The sequence below is a fragment of the Shimia sp. genome, from assembly GCF_022448905.1.
Taxonomy (GTDB): Bacteria; Pseudomonadota; Alphaproteobacteria; order Rhodobacterales; family Rhodobacteraceae; genus Shimia.
In genome coordinates, this window is the sequence record NZ_JAKVCW010000018.1 from 24,199 (window position 1) to 47,385 (window position 23,187).

At 59.1% G+C, this 23,187-nt stretch carries 23 protein-coding genes and 1 riboswitch; of the genes, 5 read left to right on the top strand and 18 right to left on the bottom strand.

The features are described from left to right. Positions 1-85 precede the first annotated feature (85 nt). Complete coding sequence (locus MK208_RS18265) at positions 86-1,159, top strand: trifunctional transcriptional activator/DNA repair protein Ada/methylated-DNA--[protein]-cysteine S-methyltransferase (RefSeq protein WP_294118959.1); 1,074 nt, start codon at positions 86-88, stop codon at positions 1,157-1,159. Further along, positions 1,146-1,907: an isocitrate lyase/phosphoenolpyruvate mutase family protein gene (locus MK208_RS18270; protein WP_294118960.1), complete on the top strand. Its 762-nt coding sequence runs from the start codon at positions 1,146-1,148 to the stop codon at positions 1,905-1,907. Before MK208_RS18265 ends, MK208_RS18270 begins: the two co-directional genes overlap by 14 nt. 61 nt (positions 1,908-1,968) lie before the next feature. On the opposite strand, the gene rpsA is transcribed toward MK208_RS18270, so the two are convergent. The 3 genes from rpsA to MK208_RS18285 form a co-directional block, all read right to left on the bottom strand. Continuing rightward, positions 1,969-3,648, bottom strand: coding sequence for a 30S ribosomal protein S1 (gene rpsA, locus MK208_RS18275; RefSeq protein ID WP_294118961.1), 1,680 nt, complete (start codon positions 3,646-3,648; stop codon positions 1,969-1,971). Between the two features lie 221 nt (positions 3,649-3,869). Next, a complete protein-coding gene (locus MK208_RS18280; protein ID WP_366011369.1) occupies positions 3,870-4,157 on the bottom strand; it encodes a DUF6525 family protein in 288 nt (95 codons plus the stop codon). Between the two features lie 107 nt (positions 4,158-4,264). Then, positions 4,265-4,900, bottom strand: coding sequence for an NAD(P)H-dependent oxidoreductase (locus tag MK208_RS18285; protein WP_294118962.1), 636 nt, complete (start codon positions 4,898-4,900; stop codon positions 4,265-4,267). Positions 4,901-5,041: 141 nt separating this feature from the next. Between MK208_RS18285 and MK208_RS18290 the strand changes: the two genes are divergently transcribed. Then, positions 5,042-5,428: a helix-turn-helix domain-containing protein gene (locus MK208_RS18290; protein ID WP_294118964.1), complete on the top strand. Its 387-nt coding sequence runs from the start codon at positions 5,042-5,044 to the stop codon at positions 5,426-5,428. Between the two features lie 10 nt (positions 5,429-5,438). On the opposite strand, the gene MK208_RS18295 is transcribed toward MK208_RS18290, so the two are convergent. From MK208_RS18295 to miaB, 15 genes are all read right to left on the bottom strand, one after another. Further along, entirely contained in the window at positions 5,439-6,623 is a 1,185-nt protein-coding gene (locus MK208_RS18295; protein WP_294118965.1) for a fasciclin domain-containing protein, read from the bottom strand. An 89-nt stretch (positions 6,624-6,712) separates the two neighbouring features. Further along, entirely contained in the window at positions 6,713-7,327 is a 615-nt protein-coding gene (gene cmk / locus MK208_RS18300) for a (d)CMP kinase (RefSeq protein ID WP_294118967.1), read from the bottom strand. 85 nt (positions 7,328-7,412) lie between these two features. After that, positions 7,413-7,925, bottom strand: a complete 513-nt coding sequence (locus MK208_RS18305) for a hypothetical protein (protein WP_294118969.1) — start codon at positions 7,923-7,925, stop codon at positions 7,413-7,415. Between the two features lie 91 nt (positions 7,926-8,016). Then, on the bottom strand, positions 8,017-9,363 hold the full coding sequence (aroA, locus tag MK208_RS18310; protein ID WP_294118970.1) for a 3-phosphoshikimate 1-carboxyvinyltransferase: 1,347 nt from the start codon (positions 9,361-9,363) through the stop codon (positions 8,017-8,019). Between the two features lie 79 nt (positions 9,364-9,442). Next, positions 9,443-10,531, bottom strand: a complete 1,089-nt coding sequence (locus MK208_RS18315) for an amidohydrolase family protein (protein ID WP_294118971.1) — start codon at positions 10,529-10,531, stop codon at positions 9,443-9,445. A 113-nt stretch (positions 10,532-10,644) separates the two neighbouring features. Then, positions 10,645-11,382, bottom strand: a complete 738-nt coding sequence (trmB, locus tag MK208_RS18320; RefSeq protein WP_294118972.1) for a tRNA (guanosine(46)-N7)-methyltransferase TrmB — start codon at positions 11,380-11,382, stop codon at positions 10,645-10,647. 58 nt (positions 11,383-11,440) lie between these two features. After that, positions 11,441-12,295 (bottom strand): bile acid:sodium symporter family protein, encoded by an 855-nt coding sequence (locus MK208_RS18325; RefSeq protein ID WP_294118973.1) that lies wholly within the window; start codon positions 12,293-12,295, stop codon positions 11,441-11,443. Positions 12,296-12,451: 156 nt separating this feature from the next. Beyond that, positions 12,452-13,633 (bottom strand): methionine adenosyltransferase, encoded by a 1,182-nt coding sequence (gene metK, locus MK208_RS18330; RefSeq protein ID WP_168591768.1) that lies wholly within the window; start codon positions 13,631-13,633, stop codon positions 12,452-12,454. A 4-nt stretch (positions 13,634-13,637) separates the two neighbouring features. Continuing rightward, a riboswitch (SAM-SAH riboswitch) is annotated at positions 13,638-13,686 on the bottom strand. A gap of 35 nt (positions 13,687-13,721) precedes the next feature. Continuing rightward, complete coding sequence (gene lnt, locus MK208_RS18335) at positions 13,722-15,227, bottom strand: apolipoprotein N-acyltransferase (RefSeq protein ID WP_294118974.1); 1,506 nt, start codon at positions 15,225-15,227, stop codon at positions 13,722-13,724. Beyond that, positions 15,220-16,116 carry a hemolysin family protein gene (locus tag MK208_RS18340; protein WP_294118975.1) on the bottom strand — a complete coding sequence of 299 codons (897 nt, stop codon included), beginning with the start codon at positions 16,114-16,116 and terminating at the stop codon, positions 15,220-15,222. The genes lnt and MK208_RS18340 overlap by 8 nt, the downstream gene beginning before the upstream one ends. 36 nt (positions 16,117-16,152) lie before the next feature. Then, positions 16,153-16,659 (bottom strand): rRNA maturation RNase YbeY, encoded by a 507-nt coding sequence (gene ybeY / locus MK208_RS18345; protein ID WP_294118976.1) that lies wholly within the window; start codon positions 16,657-16,659, stop codon positions 16,153-16,155. 261 nt (positions 16,660-16,920) lie between these two features. Continuing rightward, on the bottom strand, positions 16,921-17,946 hold the full coding sequence (locus MK208_RS18350; protein WP_294119027.1) for a PhoH family protein: 1,026 nt from the start codon (positions 17,944-17,946) through the stop codon (positions 16,921-16,923). Positions 17,947-18,132: 186 nt separating this feature from the next. Then, on the bottom strand, positions 18,133-18,432 hold the full coding sequence (locus MK208_RS18355) for a hypothetical protein (RefSeq protein WP_294118977.1): 300 nt from the start codon (positions 18,430-18,432) through the stop codon (positions 18,133-18,135). 12 nt (positions 18,433-18,444) lie between these two features. After that, entirely contained in the window at positions 18,445-18,999 is a 555-nt protein-coding gene (locus tag MK208_RS18360) for an OmpA family protein (RefSeq protein ID WP_294119029.1), read from the bottom strand. A gap of 259 nt (positions 19,000-19,258) precedes the next feature. Continuing rightward, the gene (gene miaB / locus MK208_RS18365) at positions 19,259-20,593 is read right to left on the bottom strand and encodes a tRNA (N6-isopentenyl adenosine(37)-C2)-methylthiotransferase MiaB (RefSeq protein ID WP_294118978.1); all 1,335 of its coding nucleotides are present in this window, start codon (positions 20,591-20,593) and stop codon (positions 19,259-19,261) included. 121 nt (positions 20,594-20,714) lie between these two features. On the opposite strand from miaB, the gene MK208_RS18370 reads away from it, so the two are divergent. Further along, positions 20,715-21,584: a hypothetical protein gene (locus MK208_RS18370; RefSeq protein WP_294118980.1), complete on the top strand. Its 870-nt coding sequence runs from the start codon at positions 20,715-20,717 to the stop codon at positions 21,582-21,584. Further along, the gene (locus MK208_RS18375) at positions 21,575-23,113 is read left to right on the top strand and encodes a phospholipase D family protein (RefSeq protein WP_294118981.1); all 1,539 of its coding nucleotides are present in this window, start codon (positions 21,575-21,577) and stop codon (positions 23,111-23,113) included. Before MK208_RS18370 ends, MK208_RS18375 begins: the two co-directional genes overlap by 10 nt. Positions 23,114-23,187 lie beyond the last annotated feature (74 nt).

Here is a 23,187-nt window from a genome sequence, read left to right on the forward strand (position 1 = left end):
TCCAGTCACGCATTCCTGACCAGCTTTCTGAAATACACGCCCGATTTTCGGCTGCAGCGCTGTTAGTCGCTGCTAGGGTGCCCTCATGATGTTTGATTTGCCCAACCACGACGCACTCTACAAAGCCCTGCTCGCGCGCGACCCTGCCTATGACGGACGCGCTTATGTCTGCGTGTCCTCCACTGGTGTCTTCTGCCGCCTGACCTGCCCTGCCCGTAAACCCAAATCAGAAAACTGCACTTTCTTTGCCTCCATCGGTGAATGCATCGAAGCCGGCTACCGCGCCTGCAAACGCTGCCATCCCTTGGCCCCTGCCGCCGAAGCGGACCCCGCAATCGCCGCGCTCCTGGCCGCGCTGGACGAGCGCCCCGACATCCGCTGGTCGGAACGCCACATAGCCCAAATGGGCTTTGACCTTTCCACCGTGCGCCGGTCGTTCAAACGTCAGTTTGGCATGACATTCCTCGAAATGGCCCGCCAACGCCGCCTGCGAGAGGGCTTCGAAGTCCTCAGTCAGGGCGACAAGGTCATCGACGCGCAGCACAGCGCCAGCTTTGACAGCCCCTCCGCCTTCCGCGCCGCCTTTGCCCGCCCTCTCGGCAGTGCCCCGGCTGATCTACGCAAAGGCGGCTTTCTGCGCGCGGATTGGATCACTTCGCCCTTGGGTGACATGATCGCCGTCTCCAGCGCCTCGCATCTGCATTTGCTGGAGTTTGTCGAACACAAGGCTCTACCTCGCGAGTTGTCTCGCTTACGTGAGTTTGCCAAAGGCGATTTGGGTCTCGGTCGTTATAGCCCCACCGATCAGGTCGAAGCAGAACTGACCGCTTTCTATTCAGGCCAAAACCCAAGCTTTGAAACGCCGCTGGCCTTCCACGGCTCGGCCTTCACCAAAGACGTCTGGCACGCGCTCTGCGACATCCCTGCCGGGGAAACCCGCACCTACTCTGAACTTGCCAGAACCATTGGCCGCCCCTCGGCCATCCGTGCCGTGGCCCGCGCGAACGGCGCCAACCAGATTGCCCTGCTGGTGCCCTGTCACCGTGTGCTTGGCGCAGACGGTGCGCTCACCGGCTATGGCGGCGGTTTATGGCGCAAACAGAAACTCATCGAAATCGAACGCCAATACCAAAAAGGACACGCCCATGACCCAAGCTGATCGCGCCCGCACCTTTGCCGCGCTGCACCACCCCGGATCGCCCCTTGTGCTGTACAACTGCTGGGACGCTGGCAGCGGCGCAGCCATCGCCAAAGGTGGCGCCCCCGCGCTGGCGACCGGCAGCTGGTCCGTAGCCGCCGCCCAAGGCTATGCGGATGGTGAAGCCCTGCCGCTGGACACCCTCCTGCAGATCGCCACACGCATCACCGCAACCTGCGACGTGCCGGTTTCACTCGACTTTGAAGGCGGCTACGCCGTTGATACCGATGCGCTGCGCAAAAACATCGCGGGTGTGTTGGCGGCAGGCGTGATTGGCATCAACTTTGAGGACCGCGTGGTGCAAGGTGAAGGCCTGCACGACATCAACACACAAACCGCGCGCATCGCCGCCATTCGCGCTGAAGCCGACGCCCACGATGTGCCGCTCTACATCAACGCCCGCACCGATCTGTTTTTGCAGTCCAAACCAGAGGATCACGGCCAACATGTCGAGGCTGCCATCACCCGTGGCAAAGCCTATGCCGAGGCTGGTGCCAGTGGCTTCTTCATTCCCGGCCTTTCTGACCCAGAAATGATCCGCACAATCTGCGCGGCGGTCTCTCTCCCGGTAAACGCCATGTGCCTGGATGTCACCGCCGACGTGGCGCCACTGGCGGCAACGGGTGTTTCCCGCATCAGCTTTGGCCCTGCCCCCTACCGGGCCGCCATGAAAGCCCTGACGGAACAAGCAGAGCGCCTGTACCAGTAAGCAGAAAACCCCGCCAATCCTGGCGGGGTTTCCAAAGTCTCATACGAAAGATCGTGCGATCTTACTCGTCGCCGGTCTTCAGCGCTGCGCCAAGGATATCGCCGAGGGACGCACCGGAGTCGGAAGAACCGTACTGCTCCACGGCTTCTTTCTCTTCTGCGATCTCGCGTGCCTTGATCGACAGACCCAGACGACGGGTCTTGCTGTCGATGTTGGTGACGCGCACGTCGATCTTGTCGCCGGTGGAGAAACGCTCTGGGCGCTGCTCTGCACGGTCGCGGGACAGGTCGGAGCGGCGGATGAAGGACTTCATGCCTTCGTATTCCACTTCGATGCCACCGTCTTCGATCGCGGTCACTTCTACGGTCACGATGGAGCCGCGCTTCACGCCGCCCACTGCGTCCGCGAACTTGTCGCCGCCGAGTGCTTTGATGGACAGGGAGATACGCTCTTTTTCAACGTCCACTTCGGAGACAACGGCCGAAACCATGTCGCCTTTGCGGTAGTTCTGGATCGCATCTTCGCCACGCTCGTCCCAGGACAGGTCGGAGAGGTGAACCATGCCGTCGATCTCGCCTGGCAGGCCGATGAACAGACCGAATTCGGTGATGTTCTTGACTTCGCCTTCGACCTCGGTGCCCTCTGGGTGCGTTTCCGCGAAAACTTCCCATGGGTTGCGCATGGTCTGCTTAAGACCAAGGGAAACACGACGCTTGGAGCCGTCGATTTCCAGCACCATGACGTCCACTTCCTGAGAGGTGGAAACGATCTTGCCTGGGTGTACGTTTTTCTTGGTCCAGGACATCTCGGAGACGTGAACCAAACCTTCAACACCTGGCTCCAACTCAACAAAGGCACCGTAATCGGTGATGTTGGTCACGCGGCCTTTGTGTACGGAGGACAGTGGGTACTTCGCAGCAACCAGATCCCATGGATCTTCCTGCAGCTGCTTCATACCCAGGCTGATGCGGTGGGTTTCTTTGTTGATCTTGATCACCTGAACCTTAACGGTCTCACCGATGGTCAGGATCTCAGATGGGTGGTTCACACGGCGCCATGCCATGTCGGTGACGTGCAGCAGGCCGTCAACACCGCCGAGGTCAACAAACGCACCGTATTCGGTGATGTTCTTGACCACACCGTCGACTGCCTGACCTTCGGACAGGTTGCCGATGACTTCTGCGCGCTGCTCGGCGCGGGACTCTTCGAGGATCGCACGACGGGAGACAACGATGTTGCCACGACGACGGTCCATCTTCAGAATCTGGAACGGCTGCTTCAGACCCATCAGTGGGCCTGCGTCACGCACTGGGCGTACGTCAACCTGGGAACCTGGCAGGAAGGCCACGGCGCCGCCGAGATCAACGGTGAAGCCACCTTTAACGCGGCCGAAGATCGCGCCTTCAACGCGCGCATCGTCTGCGTATGCTTTTTCGAGGCGATCCCACGCTTCTTCGCGGCGCGCCATCTCACGGGAGATAACAGCTTCGCCACGGGCGTTTTCAGCCGCGCGCAGGTAGACTTCCACTTCGTCGCCAACGGCGATTTCAGGAGCTTCACCTGGGTTTGCGAATTCTTTGAGCTCAACGCGGCCTTCCATTTTGTAGCCTACGTCGATGATGGCTTGGCCTGCTTCAATAGCGATGACTTTGCCTTTGACAACCGAACCCTCGTTCGGTGTGTCCATTTCGAAGCTTTCATTAAGGAGGGCTTCGAATTCCTCCATGGTTGCGTTAGCCATGCGGCGTCATTTCCTTTATCAAACGTTTTTTCTGGCCGTGCGGTTGTCTCCGCCGGTCTTGGTTAGCGCCTGCCATTCTGGCAGATCGATTTGGTCTTTGACGCGCCAAACAACTGGAAAAACACACAAAAAACAAAGAGGGCCGGCGATTCCGACCCTGCTCGTCCCGTTGTTTTATGGCATTTGCGCCTTATAGACAGGGGCGATATAGCCCTAAACCCCTAGTTCGGCAAGCCGATTCCCTGCAACAAACCATCCCGGCGCAACGTCGCTGCCTCAACTGCATCCAACCGCTCAAGTGCTGCCTTGGGATCCTTCGCCCCCCCTGCCTTACGCCATATCCCGCGCGCGGAGGCCGGGCTCCAAGGCAAGGCAGCCGTATGCAGCCACTGGCGCAACTCAGGCGGCAATGCATCATAAGCCTGCATGACATTGCCTTGCCTGCGTCGCCCTCGCAGATTGGTTTTGATATTCCGTCCCATGGGTACGTTCATATCCGACAGATTCATTTAGTTATGTTATTACATAACTATCACAGCGGATTTCAACCCCAACGAAGACACAAAAGGCGCCCCATTCCAGAGCGCCTTCCAATACTGATCTCGTCCAGAGGTCCTTAGCTGATCTCTTTCACCAGAGTCTCACGCGACTTGCGCACCTTCGCCATGGGCAGCAACCAGTCCGCGCTTTCCTGACGATAGCCCAGCGGCAACAAGGTCACGGATTTCAGCCCCAACTCTTTCAGCCCCATGATCTCATCCACGGCGTCTGGATCAAACCCTTCCATCGGGCAGGTGTCCACGCCCAGTTCCGCCGCTGCCAGCATAGCAAAGCCCAGCGCGATATAGGCCTGACGCGCCGCGTGGTCGTGGTTCACGGTCTCATCGCGCGGCAGGTACACGTTTTTGAGGTTCTCGAAATACTGCGTCAGCATCTCGTTTGCGCCGCGCAGCTCTTCCATATGCGCGCGCACTGCATCAATGCGCTCCGCCGAGTAGTTGTCCCAAGCCGCAAACACCAGCAGGTGGCTGCCTTCGGTGATCTGGCTCTGATCCCAACCCACCTTGCGGATTTTTTCACGCATCTCGTCGTTGGTGATGACAAACACCTCAAACGGCTGCGTGCCGCTAGATGTCGGCGCCATACGGATCGCTTCCAGGATCGCCTCCACCTTCTCTTCCGGAACCACTTTCGCAGGGTCCATCTTCTTGGTGGCATAGCGCCAGGTCATCAGGTCTTTCAGACTTGTCATTCTCACATGATCCTTCTTGCGGGCCGATGAACATCACCGGAACCGAGGGTGGTATACTTTCGATACCCGCGATATAAGTGGCACTGGAAATCGCCACAAGAAGGCACATTTCTGAGACCCGGTTACACGAAAGGAACCGCCATGTGCTTTGTTGAAAAGGATGGTCAATGCCCCGAATGCTCCCGCATCAATGAGGTCTTAGGACGCGTCGGTGATCGCTGGTCGGTGCTGATCGTTATTTCTCTGGCACAATACAAAGTGCTGCGCTTCAACGAGTTGAAGCGCCATCTGGGCATCTCCCAGCGCATGTTGTCCTTGAAACTGCGCGAACTGGAACGAGACGGGCTGGTCAACCGCACCTACCACCCGACGATCCCGCCAAAGGTAGAATACGCCCTTACAGACTTGGGGTATTCCTTTTACGAACCCGTGAAAGCGCTCGGAACTTGGGCACTGGACAACCTGCCCAACATCGACGAAGCCCGCGCAGAGTTTGACCTGCAGGCGGACGAAAAGAAGTCCGCCTGAGGCATCAACGTCACGCGAGGAAGAACAGCGCCAGAAAAAGCCCGGCAATCCCAAGTCCTTCGACCCACCCAAAACTGTCGTCATCACCTTCTGGCTCTTCGGGATCCTCAGAGCTGTCCTCAGATGCTTCCTCCGGCGTCTGGTCCACCATCGGCAAGTCGAGCGGCAACAGCACCTCATCAATCACATGAGCCACGCCGTTACTTGCGGCAATATCCGTGCCGATGATCTCGGCATTCTCCGCATCCGGATCGGCATCCACCAACATGGTCCCATCCACTCCAAGCCCTTCGCCAAGCAGTGTGTCGATGCTCTCAGAGCCCAGAACAGCGCCGCTGTCCTGTTCCCCCGGACTGATGTGATAGGTTAGGACATCACTGACAAACGACAGCGGGTCTTCTGGGCGCAACACACCTGCCGCATCAACAATTGCCTGAAACGCGCCCTCCTCATCATCACCCTCATAGCCAAGGCTCTGCGCGAGCGAGATAAAGGCCGCATCATTGGGCGCAAACACCGTCAGCTCAGCCTCAGGATCATCCGCCGCGTCGTCTAGCCCCGTCGCCTGTAGCGCCGCCAGAAGCATGTCAAAATCAGTATTGTCATCATCGAAACTGCCTCCGCTTTCTTTGAGTACGTCCAATAGGGTGCCCGGATCACTCTCCGCCGGTGTGTCCAGCGGCAGCAGCACCTGGTCGATCACCTGAATGGTTCCCGTGCCCGCATCCACATCGGGGCTGACAATGTCTGCGTTCTGAAAATTCGGATCGCCATCAACCACGGTATTGCCCGTCACCTCAACCGAGGCGTCTGTTAGCAACGTATCCACCGGCCCGTCTGCGTTTAGGCCCGCCGCGTCACTTTCGGCGCCACTGACATGATAGAGCAGAATGTCGGTCAACAGCGGGATCGGATCACCATCCGGCGCCAACCCCGACAGGGCCCCAGCAATCGCGCCAAACACTGCGTCGGGATCATCTGTGTCGCCGGTGAACCCCAAAGTGACCGCCAGATCGGCAAAAGCTGCGTCTGTTGGGGCAAACAAGGTGAAGTCACTGAGCCCACCCACGGTGGCCGAGAGGCCCGCCGCATCCAAAGCCCGAGCCAAAATCTCAAAATCCGCCACAGCGGACAGGGTACCACCGGCAATTGGCAGACTGCTGTCCACCGCCGGAAACAACGCTTGTAAAGACATGAACTATCCTCCCAGTATTTCAGCCGCTTACGCAGGCTTGGGAGAATTTGGTTCAAATTGTCGGGATCACCTCACAGAAAGGTGATGACTCACTCCGCCGGACGCAGCTTGTCAATCGCCGCCACGGCCGCCGCGATGGCTTCCTCAATCGCCAGATCGGAGGTGTCGATCAACACCGCGTCCTCTGCCGGCTTCAATGGCGCCTCCGCCCGTTCCATATCCCGCGCATCGCGCTCTTTTACATCCGCCAGCACGGTTTCACGATCTATCTCGGTGCCTTTGCCAACAAGCTCCAGATACCGACGCTCGGCCCGCACCTCGGCACTGGCGGTGACAAACAGCTTGGCTTCAGCATTGGGACAAATCACGGTGCCAATGTCACGTCCGTCCAGCACAGCCCCACCGGCGCGCCGCGCAAAAGCGCGTTGGAAATCCACCAGCGCAGCCCGTACTTCGCCAATCACGGCCACTTTGCTGGCCGCCTGCGCAACCTCTGGCGTACGCAGGTTGTCCGCGTTCAGATCTTCGGCGGTCAGGGCCTTGGCTGCCTCAATAGGGTCCGTCCCATCCAGCGTCCGTGCGCCAACCGCGCGATACAGCAACCCCGTGTCCAGATGGGCAAAGCCGTAATGCGCTGCCACAGCTTTAGAAATTGTGCCCTTGCCGGCCGCCGCTGGTCCGTCAATCGCTATGGTAAACCGCATGTCTTGCCCTGCCTTTTCTCAAATCCCAGCCGCTCTACCGAGCCAAGCATGGCAACGCAAGGCACAGCCACATTCCTTGGCCGGTTTACGCCCAACGGCGGCGCATCTGCATCACCGCGCCTGCCATGAGCCCGACAAAGGCCACTGTGGCCGCGGCCGACTTGCAGCGCGTCCAAAAGCTGGCAAAGGCCACAAGGTTGTCTTCCACCGCATCCGGACCAATGTGCAGCATGGTGGCCACCATGTAGTTTTCCAGATAATCCGCTGACACCATAATCAGCGCCACAAAGGAAAACACCATACTCCAGGGCCGCTGGAACAGGCTCTGAAACCCAACAATCAACATAATCCCCAGCAGCGCCGGATACACCAGATCAAGCCGTTGCTGCACGGTGATGTAAAAGTCCCGCCCTTCCGCTGTCAGCGCCGATAAGAACCCGCGCGCCTCCTGCGGCGTGTAGCCAAAGGGCCGCATGTCAAAGGGCGCCAAGCCTCCGGCGGCAGCACTGATCGTCGGCATGGTCCAGAACACCATCACCAGATAAATGGCGGTGGCGGCGGTAAAACTGATCCAGAAAACCCGTTGAATATAGCTCATGCAAAAGGCCCACAAATGACGTAAGCCCCGATCATGACCGAGGCTTCGCCAAAATCAACAAAAACGTGCGCCAAAGGCCGCGACTGGCCGCTTAAGTCCGGGTGATCTTCGCGCCCAAGCCGTGCATCAGTGGCTCAAAAATCGGGAACGACGTGGCAATTGGGCCGCCATCGTCCACGCTCACAGGCTGCTGCGTGGCCATGCCCATCACCATAAAACTCATGGCTATGCGGTGATCCAGGAAGCTCTCGCAGATCGCACCACCAGGCACATTGCCATGGCCGAGACCTTTTACGATCCACCAATCGTCACCCTCATCAACCTCAACCCCATTGGCGCGCAGACCTTTGGCCATGGCGTCGATCCGGTCGCTTTCTTTCACCCGCAGTTCTTTTACGCCGCGCATCACGGTGTCACCTTCTGCAAAGGCCGCCACAACCGACAGCACAGGGTATTCATCAATCATGCTGGCTGCACCCGCCGGATCGATCTCTGCGCCCTTGAGGTTGGGCGAGAACCGTGCCCGCAGATCCGCCACGGGCTCCCCGCCCTCTTCACGTTCATTCTCAAACGTCAGGTCTGCGTTCATTGCCTGAAGCGCATAAAACAGACCTGCGCGGGTTGGGTTCAGCCCGATATTTGGCACCAACACGTCAGAACCCGGCGTGATGATCGCCGCACATACCGGGAAAGCTGCCGAGCTTGGATCGCGCGGCACCACAATCGTCTGCGGCTTCAGCTCCGGCTGACCCGTCAGGGTGATCACACGGCCTTCATCGGTCTCTGCCACCGAAATCTCTGCACCAAAGCCCGCCAGCATACGCTCGGTGTGATCCCGCGTGGCTTCTTTCTCGATCACCACGGTCTGCCCCGGCGCGTTCAAACCCGCCAACAGCACGGCAGATTTCACCTGCGCCGATGGCATCGGCACTTCGTAGCGCACCGGCACCGGGTCTTTTGCGCCGACAATGGTCATCGGCAACCGCCCACCGGACCGCCCCACAGAGGTCGCGCCAAACAGTGCAATCGGATCGGTGACTCGTGCCATCGGACGGCCATTCAGGCTGGCGTCACCGGTGAAGGTCACGGTGATGTCACTGGTCGCCATCGCGCCCATGATCAGCCGCACACCGGTGCCAGAGTTGCCGCAGTCAATCACTGTGTCCGGCTCCGCAAAGCCACCGACGCCAACACCATGCACCGACCAATTGCCTTCGCCGTGGTTGATCACCTCTGCGCCAAAGGCTGCCATCGCCTTGCCGGTGTCCAGCACATCTTCACCTTCAAGCAAACCGGAGATTTTGGTCTCCCCCACGGCCATCGCGCCAAAGATCAGGCTGCGGTGGCTGATAGATTTGTCACCAGGCACATGCGCCTCGCCCTTCAGCGGGCCGCAGGGGGAAGAGGTCATCGGGATCGGGGTGCCGTGGCCGAACATAGAGCAGTATCCTTCTTGCGTTCAGCCCTGCTGTTAGCGCAACAAATGGCCCGCGTCCATGCCGACCTGCGGCGACAAATTACCCGGTTGCAAAATTTACCCCCGCGTTGCCCGTACCACGCAGCCACACCTCAGGATTGTCCTGGGCAATTTGCCGAAACACCTCTTCGCCCAGCGCATTGCGCAACCGAAAACACACTGCCTTCTCGCTCAGCTTCTCCTGCCGCGTCATGTAGAAATCCGAGCCAAACAGCACCCGGCTGCGCAACCGGTCGCCCGCCTCGGTCTCATCCAGCAAAAACAGCCGCAAAAACGGGATGTAGTCGTCAAAGTGAAACAGCGTGTAGCTGATGTCGGTCCACAGCTGCGGCCAGTCTCCCGAACCGATCATGTCGCGGATTTGCACCTGCCAGTTCTCATCACCCCGCGGCGCTTCTCCGTTGGCATAGGCGTGCCAGTCCTTCTGCCCGCCAAAATGCGCCAGACAAATCCGCATGTCGGGAAACGCCCGCATCACCGGCCGGTAGGCCTTTGGTTCCGTGAACCGATCCGCAGTGTAATCGAACACCTCACGTCCCTGCACACCGCCCCGCGAGCAGTGGGTCATGACCGGCATTTTCCGCGCATTAATCTCTGGATACACCGTCTCCATCAGCACCGGATGGTCTGGCGCAAACCCCATGCGCGGATAGATTTTCAGCCCTTGAAACTGCAACTCCTTGATCGCCCGCAGCCCCTCTTGCGCACTGCCTTCGCTCAGCGGGTTGACCGTGGCGAACGGTATGACCGAGCCTTTGGGTTCCGCCGCCTGTGCCATCTCATGCAGCTTGTCATGCTGCGTGCGCAGGTCTTCTTCGACCGGACCGTAGCCAATCCCCGTCATGTCCATCGGCAACACCACATAGCGCGTGTTGCTCGGGTAGTGCTTCTTGACGTTGTTGAGAACAGTAGCTTGCTCATCGTGCTGGGCCTCCTGTTGAAACCGGTAAAGGCGATCAAGCTTTTCAGCGATGTCCTCTTGCCCCAGCAGCCGCACTACCCAAGCAATGCCTTTGATCAGGATCGGCACCCGCTGAAACAGGCGGGTCCATTTGTAGGGAAAGTCGCGGGGCACATGCGCTTGCGTAAACGTGTGCACATGACAATTGGTGATTTGGATGGGTTCCATGGGAAAATGACCTTGCTTTGAAAACAAGATCAGCCTGCGGCAATCTCCCCATAAAAATCAAGGTCAGCAAATGACCCGTTTTGACGCGGGTCATCCCAAAGGCGCTCTACCCGTTACGTCTTCCGAAACGTCAGATAATGCGGCGTGCGCCCTTCGCGGAAGGCCTTCTGCTCATAGCGTGTGGAAATCCAATCGCCCCACGGCTCACGCCAATCCTCCGGCTTCTCCGCCAGCCACTCAAACCCATGGCGCGGCACTTGCTCCAGCGTCTGGCGCACATAATCCTCGATGTCCGTCGCCACGCGGAAAATCGCCCCCGGCTTCAGCTTGCGCGACAGCGGCTCCAGATGTTCCGGCGTCACAAACCGACGACGGTGGTGGCGTTTCTTTGGCCAGGGATCTGGATAGAGCAAAAACGCCCGGCTCAGGCTTTGATCGGGCAGCACGTCAAACATGTCGCGCGCGTCACCGGGATGCACTTTGATGTTCTCCGCCCCAGCCTCACGGATTTTGCCCAGCAGCATGGCAACCCCGTTGATATAGGGCTCACAGCCAATGATGCCCACATCCGGGTTTTGCACCGCCTGATGCACCATGTGCTCGCCGCCGCCAAAGCCGACTTCGAGCCAGACATCTTTGCCGCCAAACAGCGCTTCCAGGTCAAGGTTCTCGCGCTCCGGGTTCTCTTCCCAGCTCACTTTGCCCGGCGACAGTGCCGCCAGATCTTCGTCCAGATAGACCTCCTGGCTGGCGCGCAGGCCCTTGCCTTTGAAACGGCCATAGAAGTTGCGCCACGGCGCACCGCTTGCGTGTCTGCCAGAATCTTTGCCGGGGTGTTTGTCGTCGGACATGCCAAAATACCTTATGCTGCGGGCCTGCCTTTGCCCAAACCCGCAGCAAAGGTCAAGTTCAGCCAAAAATCTTGCGCAGAATGAACATGCCCGGAATGGTCACAATATACATCGTGATCCCATAGACCGCTGCCGGCACAGCATATTCCGGAATCCCTCCGGTTTGCACAATAATGCCCGCCACCGCAATGCCGAGTGTCGCATTCTGCACCCCCATCTCCACAGAGATACACAGCCCGTCCGGCCCCGAGAGCCCCAGCACACGCGCCACCACAACCCCGGCAATCAGCAACACCACATTCAGCGCCATCAGCACCGGCCCCAATCCGCCAATGTTCTCCATGAACATCGTCCAATTGGTCGCCAGCGCCGCCGCGACAATCACCACAAACAGCACCAGCGCCAAGGTCGACACCCGGCCTTCATTGTTGTCCGCAAACGTCGGCGCCACAAACCGAAGCAACACGCCAATCGCCACCGGCACGGCGGTGATCACAAACATGCTGATGCCAATTGCGGTCACATTGATCACCGGCGCATCGCCGCCCAGAAACGTGGTCGCCGCCCAGCCGGTCAGCGCGGGCACGGTCAGCACGGACAACAGGCTCACCACCGCTGTCAATGTTATCGACAAGGCCACCGTGCCCCCTGCCAATTTGGTCAGAATGTTGGACGTCACGCCCCCGGGGCAAAATGACAGCAGCATCACGCCAAAGGCCATCGCTGGCGGCAAGCTTGTGAAGGACACCAACAAAAACGCCACCGCCGGCACCGCGACCACTTGCATCGCCACGCCCACGATCACCGCGCGCGGCATGGTCAGCACCCTGCCAAAATCGGCGAAGGTCAGCCCAAACCCCAGTGAAAACATAATAATCGCCAACGACAGCGGCAAAGCCACATCGATCAACATCGCGCATTCCTCCCAATTCCCGGACTGACCGTGGCACAGGAGCGCCATGAAGCCAAAGACTTCCGTTGGGGCAGCTCTTACATGACATGCACTAGGCACAAAAAAAGCCCGCCGACCAATGCGACGGGCTTTCCAAATCTTGTGCTATAGCGCAGCTCAGATGGCTTTTTTCAGATCCTCAACCAGATCCGTGCGCTCCCAGCTGAAGCCACCGTCCTCGGTTGGCGTCCGGCCAAAGTGGCCGTAGGCCGCAGTGCGCTGATAGATCGGCTTGTTGAGCTGAAGCTTCTCGCGAATACCCCGCGGCGTCAGGCTCATCACACTGCGCACAGCTTTCTCGATGTCCGCAGGTGCCACTTCGCCGGTGCCATGCGTATCCGCATAAACCGACAGCGGCTCAGACACGCCAATCGCGTAAGACAGCTGAATGGTGCAGCGCTCCGCCATGCCAGCGGCCACAACGTTTTTCGCCAGGTAACGTGCTGCATAAGCTGCAGAACGGTCGACCTTGGTTGGGTCTTTGCCAGAGAAGGCACCGCCGCCATGTGGGGCTGCGCCGCCATAGGTGTCCACGATGATCTTACGACCGGTCAGACCCGCATCGCCATCCGGGCCGCCAATCACAAACTTGCCGGTTGGGTTCACGTGCCATGCGGTGGCATCGGTGATCCAGCCCTCTGGCAGGGTCTCGCGAATGTAGGGCTCCACCACGGCGCGCACGTCGGCGCTGGTCATGGCCTCGTCCAGGTGCTGTGTCGACAACACGATGGAGCTCACGCCCACCGGCTTGCCGCCTTCATAGACCACAGACAGCTGCGACTTCGCATCCGGGCCAAGCGTCGGCTCCTGACCGGATTTGCGCACCTCGGCCAGACGTCGCAGAATGGCGTGGCTGTACTGGATTGGCGCTGGCATCAACGCCTCGGTTTCAGTGGTGGCATAGCCAAACATGATGCCCTGATCACCCGCGCCTTCATCTTTGTCGGCTGCCGCATCTACGCCCTGTGCAATATGCGCGGACTGCTCATGGAGCAGGTTGGTGATCTCCACGGTCTCGTGGTGGAACTTGTCCTGCTCATAGCCGATGTCTTTGATACAGGCGCGCGCGATCTCGTCGATGCGGTCCATGTAATCATGCAGCTTGTCCTGATCTGACAGACCAACCTCGCCGCCAATCACCACCCGGTTCGTCGTGGCAAACGTTTCCGCCGCCACACGTGCCTCTGGTTCCTCTGCCAAAAAGGCATCCAAAACGGCGTCCGAGATGCGGTCACAGACCTTATCTGGGTGGCCTTCCGAAACACTTTCGGAAGTAAACGTGTAGTTCTGTCGTGTCATGAAGTGCTCCATTAAAAGTCGATCGCCACGTCAGGAAGCCGTTGTGGCGATAATTTCCAGTCTGCCTTACGCCTCCGTCACCGAAGGGTCAATGCGTTTCGCGCCGACGCAGTAAAAGCGCCGTTAATAGCAGCAGCACAACCACAATGGTGAGCGGTAGATCACCGGTTTTGGCATAGAGTGTCTTGGCCCGCGCTTCTGGCAGCACCGCATCCAGATAGCCTTCGGTATTCAGCGCCAAGGCATCCAGCACCCTGCCCCGCGCATCAATCACCGCGCTCACCCCAGTGTTGGCCGAGCGCAGCACCGGCAACCCGCTCTCAATCGCGCGCATCCGCGCTTGATCCAGATGCTGATAGGGTCCGGAGAAATTGCCAAACCAGGCGTCATTTGTCAGATGCAGGATGAAACTGGGGCGCTCTGGTGCAGCCCGCACATCTTGTGGGAACACGGCCTCGTAGCAGATCAACACCAAGGCTTTGCCCAGCGCCCCCAGATCCAACACAACTGCGCCTGCGCCGGGGGAAAACCCGTCGCCATTGCGGCTGGCCAACCCTTGAATGCCAATCTTGCTTAGAAGATCGCCAAGCGGGATGTATTCCCCAAAGGGCACCAGATGATGCTTGTCATAGGTCTGCGTGACGCGGCCGTCTTTATCCATCAACACCGCCGCGTTAAAAATGCGGAGCCCTTCCGCGCGATTGATACCAAGCACCACCGGCACATCGCCTGCAGCACCGGAAATGATGTTCAGAGTATTGGCCGCATTATGCAGCCACACCGGCACAGCGGTTTCAGGCCAGACAATCAGATCAGGGCGGTCATCTCCAGCGCGGGTGAACTGTACCAACCGCTCAAAGAACAGCCCAGCATATTGCGGGTCCCACTTCTGATGCTGCGGCGCATTGGGCTGGATCAGGCGCACAACCGGGCGATCCGCCTGCGCCTGCGGATCGGCCCCACTCAGAGGCATCGCTAACACCACGAAGCCCAGCACCGCAGCACTGATTTTAAAACCAATACGGCCGCCAAACACTAAGGCCTGTGCCAAAAGCCAGGCCGTAATGAACAAAACCAAATTCAACCCATGAGGCCCAACCACAGCCGCGCTTTGCGCCACCAGCTTGTTGACCAGCACATAAGATGGCATGGCCCAGGGAAACCCAGTGAACACATAGGCCCGCACCAGCTCCGCCAAGGTCAGCGTCAGGATCACGGCCCAGCCGGTTGTGCTGAGTCGTTTTGCGCCCCAAAACGCCAACGCCCAGAACAGCGCCAAGCCCATGGACAGAAACAGGATCGCAAAGGGCGCCATCCAGCCGTGTACCAGTGGGTCCACAAGAAACGGCTCCACAATCCAGCTCAGGGACAGCGCAAAATAGCCGGTGCCAAAGCCCAGCCCAAACACCGCGTCCGAAAAGCCGCTGGCCGTGAGCCGCAACATTGCAAAGGCCGCAGCAAAGCCAAAGAGCGAGAGAAACCAGAGATCAAACGGCGGATGGCCCAGCGCGGCGATTAAGCCGACCGCGCCGCCTGTGCAAAACGTCTTCCAGGGAATGGCCCGCAACCGGCGGCGCAAAGCGCCGTCAGCCATCCTGCACCACCACAGTGGGACTTGGCAGAAACACCCGCAGGCGCTTGATCCGGCGGGGATCGGCGTCCACCACCTCAAACTCGACGCCATCCGGGCTTTCGACCACCTCACCACGCGCCGGCACATGCCCCGCGAGCATAAAGACCAGACCGCCCAGCGTATCGATCTCTTCCGGGTCCACCTCTTCGTGGTGGCTCAAAGAGCGGCCCACTGCGGCTTCAAACTCATCCAGCGGGGTTTTGGCCAGCGCCAGATAACAGCCCGGCTTCTCCTCGACAAAGAGATCAGCCTCTTCCACGTCGTGTTCGTCTTCGATTTCCCCGATGACCTGTTCAATCAGGTCTTCGATGGTCACCAAGCCATCCACGCCGCCATATTCATCAATCACCAAAGCCATATGCCGCCGCTCGGCCTGCATCTTGGTCAGCAAAACGCCAATCGACATGCTGGGCGGCACAAACAACAGCGGCCGCAGCACGCGGGTGATGTCAAAATCCTTGGCATTGTCACCATTAAACCCATGGCGCAGCGCAAAGTCCTTCAGGTGCACAAAGCCCACCGGCGTGTCCAAAGTGTTCTCATACACCGGCAAGCGGGTTAGGCCGCTGTCACGAAACAGCTGCACCAGCTCCGTCTTTGTGATGGTGGTGGGCACCGATTGAATATCGGCCTTGGGCACCGCCACATCCTCAACCCGCATCCGGCGCAGGTTCATCATGCCATGCGCCTGCGGCACCGGGGTGGTTGCGGCCACCGGGCGCTCTGCCACAGTTTCCGGGGTGTCACTCATACCAAACAGGCGGCTCATCCAGCCCTTCGGTTTACTTATCTGGCCTTCCGGCTGCGCGCTTGGCGCTGCGTTAGAAGACCCGTCTGCACTGTCGCCCATTGGCCCTTTCCAAGGTTTCTTGCGGTATCTTGACCGCTATTTGATCTCATATGGGTCTGCCAGACCCATTTTGCCAAGTATGGTGGTCTCTAAACCTTCCATCAAAGTGGCATCTTTGTCACGCACATGATCGTATCCCAGCAAATGCAAAGTGCCATGCACCATCAAATGGGTGACGTGCTCGGACATTGGTTTGCTCGCCGCTTCGGCCTCCCGCGCGCAGGTGTCATAAGAAATTGCGATGTCGCCAAGCTCTTCCGGCATCCCCGGAAAACTCTGCTCCGGCAGCGCGGGCACGTCCCCATCGACTTCAACGCCGCGCTCCTCGCTCGGCCAACTCAACACGTTGGTGGCTTTGTCCTTGTCGCGAAAATCCGCATTCAGCTCGGCAATACGCGTGTCATCACAGGCCAGCACAGCAATTTCGAAGGTCTCGCAAGCCATGCCAAGATGGGCCAACACCGCCTGCGCTGCGGTTTCGGCCAGTTCCTCAAACGCCACCGCGCTCCAGCGGTCGTCTTCAATAATGGTATCGGTCAGCATTGTCCCTGCGCTGCGGGGGGGGGGGGGGGGGGGCCCCCCCCCCCCCCGGGGGTGGGGGGGGGGGGGGGGGGGGGGGTTTTTTTTGGGGCGGCGCCCCCCCCCCCCCCCCCCCCGGCGCGCGGGGGGGTTGGGGCCTGTCCCCAAACCCCCCCCGCGCCCCCGGGGGCTTCTTAAATATTGTTCGCGGCCCCCTTTGCCCCGGCGCGGGGGGGGGGCTGCCGGCCCCCACACCCCCGTGGATATTTGTGGTAAGAAGAAGCTTCAGGATTTTGTATCCCGACCCTTCAACGCCCGCGCGGCATCGGCATCATAGGCTTTGATGATCGCCGCCACCAGCGGGTGACGCACCACATCGTCCGCTGTGAAGTAATTGAAGCTGATGTTGGGAATGTTGCTCAACAGCCGTTCCGCATCTTTCAAACCCGAGGGCACGCCGCGCGGCAGGTCGATCTGGCTGCGGTCGCCGGTGATCACCATACGCGAGCCTTCACCTAAGCGGGTCAGGAACATCTTCATCTGCATGGTGGTGGCGTTCTGCGCCTCATCCAGCACCACAAAGGCATTGGACAACGTACGCCCGCGCATAAAGGCCAGCGGCGCAATCTCGATCTTTTTCTCTTCGATCAGCTTGCCCAGCTGCTTGGCAGGCAGAAAATCGTTCAGCGCATCATAAAGCGGCTGCATGTACGGATCGACCTTGTCTTTCATGTCGCCCGGCAGATAGCCCAGCTTCTCACCCGCCTCTACGGCTGGCCGCGACAAGATGATCCGATCCACTTGGCCAGAGATGAACATCGAAACGCCCACCGCCACAGCCAGATAAGTCTTACCAGTGCCCGCAGGGCCAATGCCAAAGGCCAGCTCATTGTCAAACAGCGACAGCACGTAAGCCTTCTGGGCATCGGTGCGCGGCTCGACCAGCTTTTTGCGGGTCTTGATCTCAACCGTGCCGCCTTTGAACATCTCCATCTGATCGCCGTCCCGCACGCCGGTGTCCTCCTCAGAGCCCCCCATGCGAATCTCACGATCAATGTCGCCCCCCTCCACCGACTTGCCACTTTCCAGCCGCGTGTAGAGCGCAGTCAGCACGTCGGCCGCCTCGGTCTGGGCCGCCTCTTCGCCGTGAATGTCGAGCAGGTTTCCCCGTCGCAGGATCTGCACCCCCAGTTTCTGCTCTATATCCGCGAGGTTGCGATCATATTCGCCGCAAAGCTCAATCAGCAGTCGGTTGTCCGGAAATTCCACCGAGGTCTTTTTCGGCGCATCGGATGAAGGCGGTGGGGTCATGGTGCCAGTGGGCAATCACATCTCCTGTGAAGAAGGTTATAGCACCCATGGTGCCAAGTTGCGCCGGGAGTCGCAAGCGTGAGGGCGTGAATTTTCCGTGACGGGCACACGGCAAAACCCTCGATGCAAAGAAAAAGGTCGCCGAAAACCTCTGGCGACCTTCCCAAAATTCTCAGGCGATGTGGATCAGATCCAGTCGCCGATGCCCGCACCCTGTTTGAACGGGCCGGTGGCCACGCCGGGAGGGGCTGCACCGGAGCACACTGGCTTGCCGTAGGGATCCAAACGCTGGGACAGGTAACCCTCGACGCCGTCGTCGATGATCCAGTGGTCACAGCCGTTTGGATCGACCCAGACACCGGCAATCAAGTTGCTGAGGTGGCCATCATCGGTGAAGTTGTCCACGGTCTTGTCGACTTTGTTGTCGATGCAGGCAGACAGGCTGACTGCGGCACCGAGAAGCAGAACGCTTTTGGTCAGTTTCATATCGCCTCTCCCTTAGCGCAGACAGATGATTTCAACACGGCGGTTCTCCGCCATGCCAGCCGCGGTGCGGTTGGTCGCACGGGGCATACGCTCGCCATAGCCGCGCACATCCGCCACACGGGCGCCGGTGCTGCGCGCCACTTTGGCCACCGCATTGGCGCGGTTGTAGCTCAGGCGCATGTTGTAGTCGTCGCTTGCGCGGCTGTCAGTGTGACCGGCAATGATGAAGGCTGACGCAGTGGAGCTGTTAAAGAACTCCGCAAGACGCTGACGGTTGGCCGAGTTGATCGCGTATTTGTCGGTGGCAAAGAACTGATCGGAGTTCATCACACCACAGACATTGCCGCGACGGCATACTGGAATACCCTGACGGTTTACGTGCGGCGTCATATAGCCTTCGACACCGTCGTCCATCACCCAGTGCTCACAGCCATCCGGATCGACCCAGACAGTTGGAACATACGGTTGGCCCAGAACAGTGCGTTGGTTTTGGGCCGCAGCAGGCTGAGCAATTGCCAGAAGTGCAACACAGGCAGCCGCCGCACCTCCAAGCGCCGCCCGCGCCATTTTTTTGGTTTTGATAGCCACAGCGAGTACCTCTCCTATCCCCCGAAAGCCATTTTCTTGAAACAGTGTTCTAAATCAAAGCTTTCTATATCCCCTCAAGATGCACCGAGTTGCCTCTCATGTGAAGAAGAAATCCTTAATTCGCGTGGGGCGAGACCTAAAATATGTCCAAAATGTGTCACGCGCGCCCTACTCCAAGCAGAACGCGCGCATCAATATTCTCAAATTAACCAAGATTGTTTCCGACGTTGGGTCAATCTCAGATCAGAACGCCACCCAGGGAGTTGGCGGAGCTCTCCACGATTCTCACCCGCTTGATGTCGCCAATTTGCCCCGCCGGATCAGCCACATAGACCGCGTGCAGGTAATCAGACTTGCCCACCATCTGCCCGTCCAAACGTCCGGGCTTCTCATACAGCACATTGACTTCCTTGCCGACCATGCTGTCCTGAATTTCTCTCTGCTGCTGCCCCAACAGGGCTTGCAAACGCTGCAACCGGTCGTCCGCCTCCGCCGCATCCACCAATGGCCGCTCCGCTGCCGGTGTGCCCGGGCGGGTGGAATATTTGAAGCTATAGGCCTGTCCGTATGTGACCTCGCGGATCAGGTCCATCGTGTCTTGAAAATCCTCTTCGGTCTCTTCTGGGAAGCCCACAATGAAGTCACCGGACAACATCAAATCCGGCCGCGCCGCGCGAATGCGCTCGATCAGCTTGATGTAGCTGTCACGCGTGTGGCTGCGGTTCATGCGCTTGAGGATTTTGTTGGAACCAGACTGCACCGGCAGATGCAGATAGGGCATCAGCTTGGAACAGGTGCCATGTGCCTCGATCAGGTCGTCCATCATGTCATTGGGGTGGCTGGTTGTGAAACGGATACGCTCCAGCCCGTCGATTTTGTCGAGTTCCCAGATCAAACCCGCCAGGGTCATGTCGCCGCCGCCATGCGCGCCATGATACGCATTCACGTTCTGGCCCAGCAGAGTGATTTCACGCACGCCGCGTTCCACCAAATCCCGCGCTTCTGTCAGCACGCGATCCACCGGACGCGACACCTCTGCTCCGCGCGTATACGGCACCACGCAGAAGGCACAGAACTTATCGCAGCCTTCCTGCACGGTCAAAAACGCTGCCGGTGGGCGCTTTGCCTTGGAACGCCCCTTGAGCTTCTCAAACTTGTCTTCTTCCGGGAAATCCGTGTCCAGCGCCTTCACGCCTTCCTGCGTTTTGGCCTCCATCTCCGGCAAGCGGTGATAGGCCTGCGGCCCCACCACCAGATCGACCATCGGCTGACGCCGCATGATCTCTTCGCCCTCAGCCTGCGCCACGCACCCGGCCACGCCAATCTTCAGGTCCGGCTTGTCCGCCTTCAACCCCTTGAACCGCCCCAACTCGGAATAGACCTTCTCAGCGGCCTTCTCGCGAATGTGGCAGGTGTTGAGCAGGATCATATCCGCATCATCCGGCGAGTTTGTGGTCTCGTAGCCTGCTCCACCCATGGCCTCTGCCATGCGTTCACTGTCATAGACATTCATCTGGCACCCGTAGGTCTTGATGAAGAGCTTCTTTTTCTCAGCGGTGGTGTTCTCGGCCATGGGATGTATCCTGTAGCGGTTTCAAGGCGCCTCCCTACAGAAATCCGGGGGCGCTTGCAATGCGATCACTTTTAGCGGATTTTGAGCGCAACAAGGACAAAAATACAAACATGAGGCGCGCATGACATATGACTCGGTGGAGCAGTTTCTGCGCGATGGCACGGCAGAACTGGTCAAAGGCCCGGTTGCCCTGATCTTTGTCGAAGACAACATCGAGATCGAAAGCACGCTCTACCATCACCTCGACCTTGGCTTCAAAAAGGTCATTGTGTTTATGCCCGCCGCTTTCCCGCTGTCGGACGAATTGGCAGAGCTGTGTCCGCGCATCACCATGGATGCGCCGCGCGGCCAACCGATGATCGACGCGGTCAACAAAATCATCGAAGCCGCGCCAACCCTTTGGCTCTATTATTGTTTCAACGCCGAATACCTGTTCTTCCCGTTTTGTGAGACCCGTGGCATCGGCGAGATGCTGGCCTTTCACACCGAAGAACAGCGCGACGCGATGCTCACCTATGTGATCGACCTCTATGCGCCAGACCTGAGCGTCACGCCCAATGCCGTGTCGCTGGAAAACGCGCAACTCGACCGCTCCGGCTACTATGCTTTGGCGCGGCGAGACGCCGACAACCACGACCACCCCAAGGAGCGCCAGCTGGACTTTTTTGGGGGCTTACGCTGGCGGTTTGAGGAGCACATCCCGGCCAACAAACGTAAGATCGACCGGATCTCGATTTTCCGCGCCAAACCGGGCCTTCAATTGCGCGATGATTTCACCTTCACGGACGAAGAATACAACACCTTCGCCTGCCCGTGGCACAACAACCTAACCGCAGCTGTTTGTTCCTTCCGCACCGCCAAAGCACTCAAGGCCAACCCCGGCTCAACTTTCGACATTCACCAGTTCGCCTGGCACAACTCGGTACGGTTTGACTGGCACTCGCGCCAGCTTCTGGATCTCGGCCTGATGGAACCCGGCCAGTGGTTCTAAGCAAACCGACCAGACGCCTCGCAGCGCTTCTGGCGGTCGCAACCGCTCTCACCGCCTGCGCCAAAGTCCCGTTTGACGCCCCGCGCACGCCGTCTTATGCGCTCCCAGCCGACGCCTCGTCCGACGCGGTCAGCCGCGCAGTCTCCGCCCAAACCGGCGCGCAATCCGCCTATTTCGAACTCGCCAACGGCACCGACGCTCTTGGCGCCCGCCTGCGCATGATCGAAAGTGCGCAGCACAGCATCGACATCGCCACTTTCCTGATCAAACCGGACACCGCCAGCGGCATCCTAACCCACCGGCTGTTTGACGCCGCCAACCGCGGCGTGCGCGTGCGGCTTCTGGTGGATGACGTCTTCACCACAGCCGATGACACCGACCTCGCTGTCCTCGACACCCATCCCAACATTGAAATCCGCATTTTTAACCCCAGCTCGCGCAACGCGCCAAAGGCGATGGGGTTTCTCTGGGATTTCAAACGCGTCAACCGGCGCATGCACATCAAGACCTTTGTGGTCGACAACGACATGGCGATCATTGGCGGCCGCAACTTTGCGGATGAGTACTATGAACTCAAACCCACCGAAGTCTTTGCCGACTACGACCTTGCGGTCTTTGGCCCCGAGGCGGCCGAGATCAACCCGATTTTTGACACCTACTGGAACGACACCTACGCCATCCCAGTTGCCAATCTGCGCGCCAAATCCGCGCCAAAACCGCCCCAAATTGCGCTCTCCGACTGGGCCTATGATCCCGACAGCCCCGAAGTCGCCGCCTACACCAAAGCGATCAATGCGCGCTATTTGCAAGACATTGCCAACCGCAAGGTGGCTCCATACCGAGGCACCTCGCGTATCATTGCCGACACCCCGCAAAAACTGCGCAATCCTGATGGCAAAGGCCCGCACATCTTGGGCGAAGCCTTTTTTGCCGCCATTGGTGAGGCCAAATCCCACGTCACCCTAATTAGCCCGTATTTTGTGCCCGAAGACTACGGCGCGCGCTTCTACGCCAATCTGGCCCGATCTGGCGTCAAGCTGCGGATCGTGACCAACTCGCTGGCCTCCACCAACCACGCCTATGTTCACGGCGGCTACGCCCGTCACCGCGCCGATCTTTTAGCCGCAGGTGTGGAGCTTTACGAGCTGCGCCATGACGCCATCGAAGCGCTCAACCTAGCCGACATAGAAAACCCGCCACACATCACGCTGCACACCAAACTCGCGGTGATCGACGACACCTCCGTGCTGGTCGGCTCCCTCAATCTCGACCCGCGTTCAATCAAAACGAACGCGGAAATCGGCCTCTTGGTGGAAAGCCCGGCTTATGCCCGCAGCATCCTGACCAACCTCGACAAAAACCTCGCGGACTTCGCCTACAAGTTCACTGTCGAGGACGCCGGTTTGCAGTGGACACACCAGCCCAAATCAGTCGCCCCCACCGTGGTCACCAAAGACCCGGACGCAGGTCTCTGGCGGCGCTTCATGTCGGTGTTACCCCAGTGGTTTGGTCTCGAAGGCCTAACTTAGAGCGTTTCGATAAATGATTAAGACAGCAGCATCGCAAATGTCCTGAGAGCGCGAAGCGCGGCAAGGTATTTGCG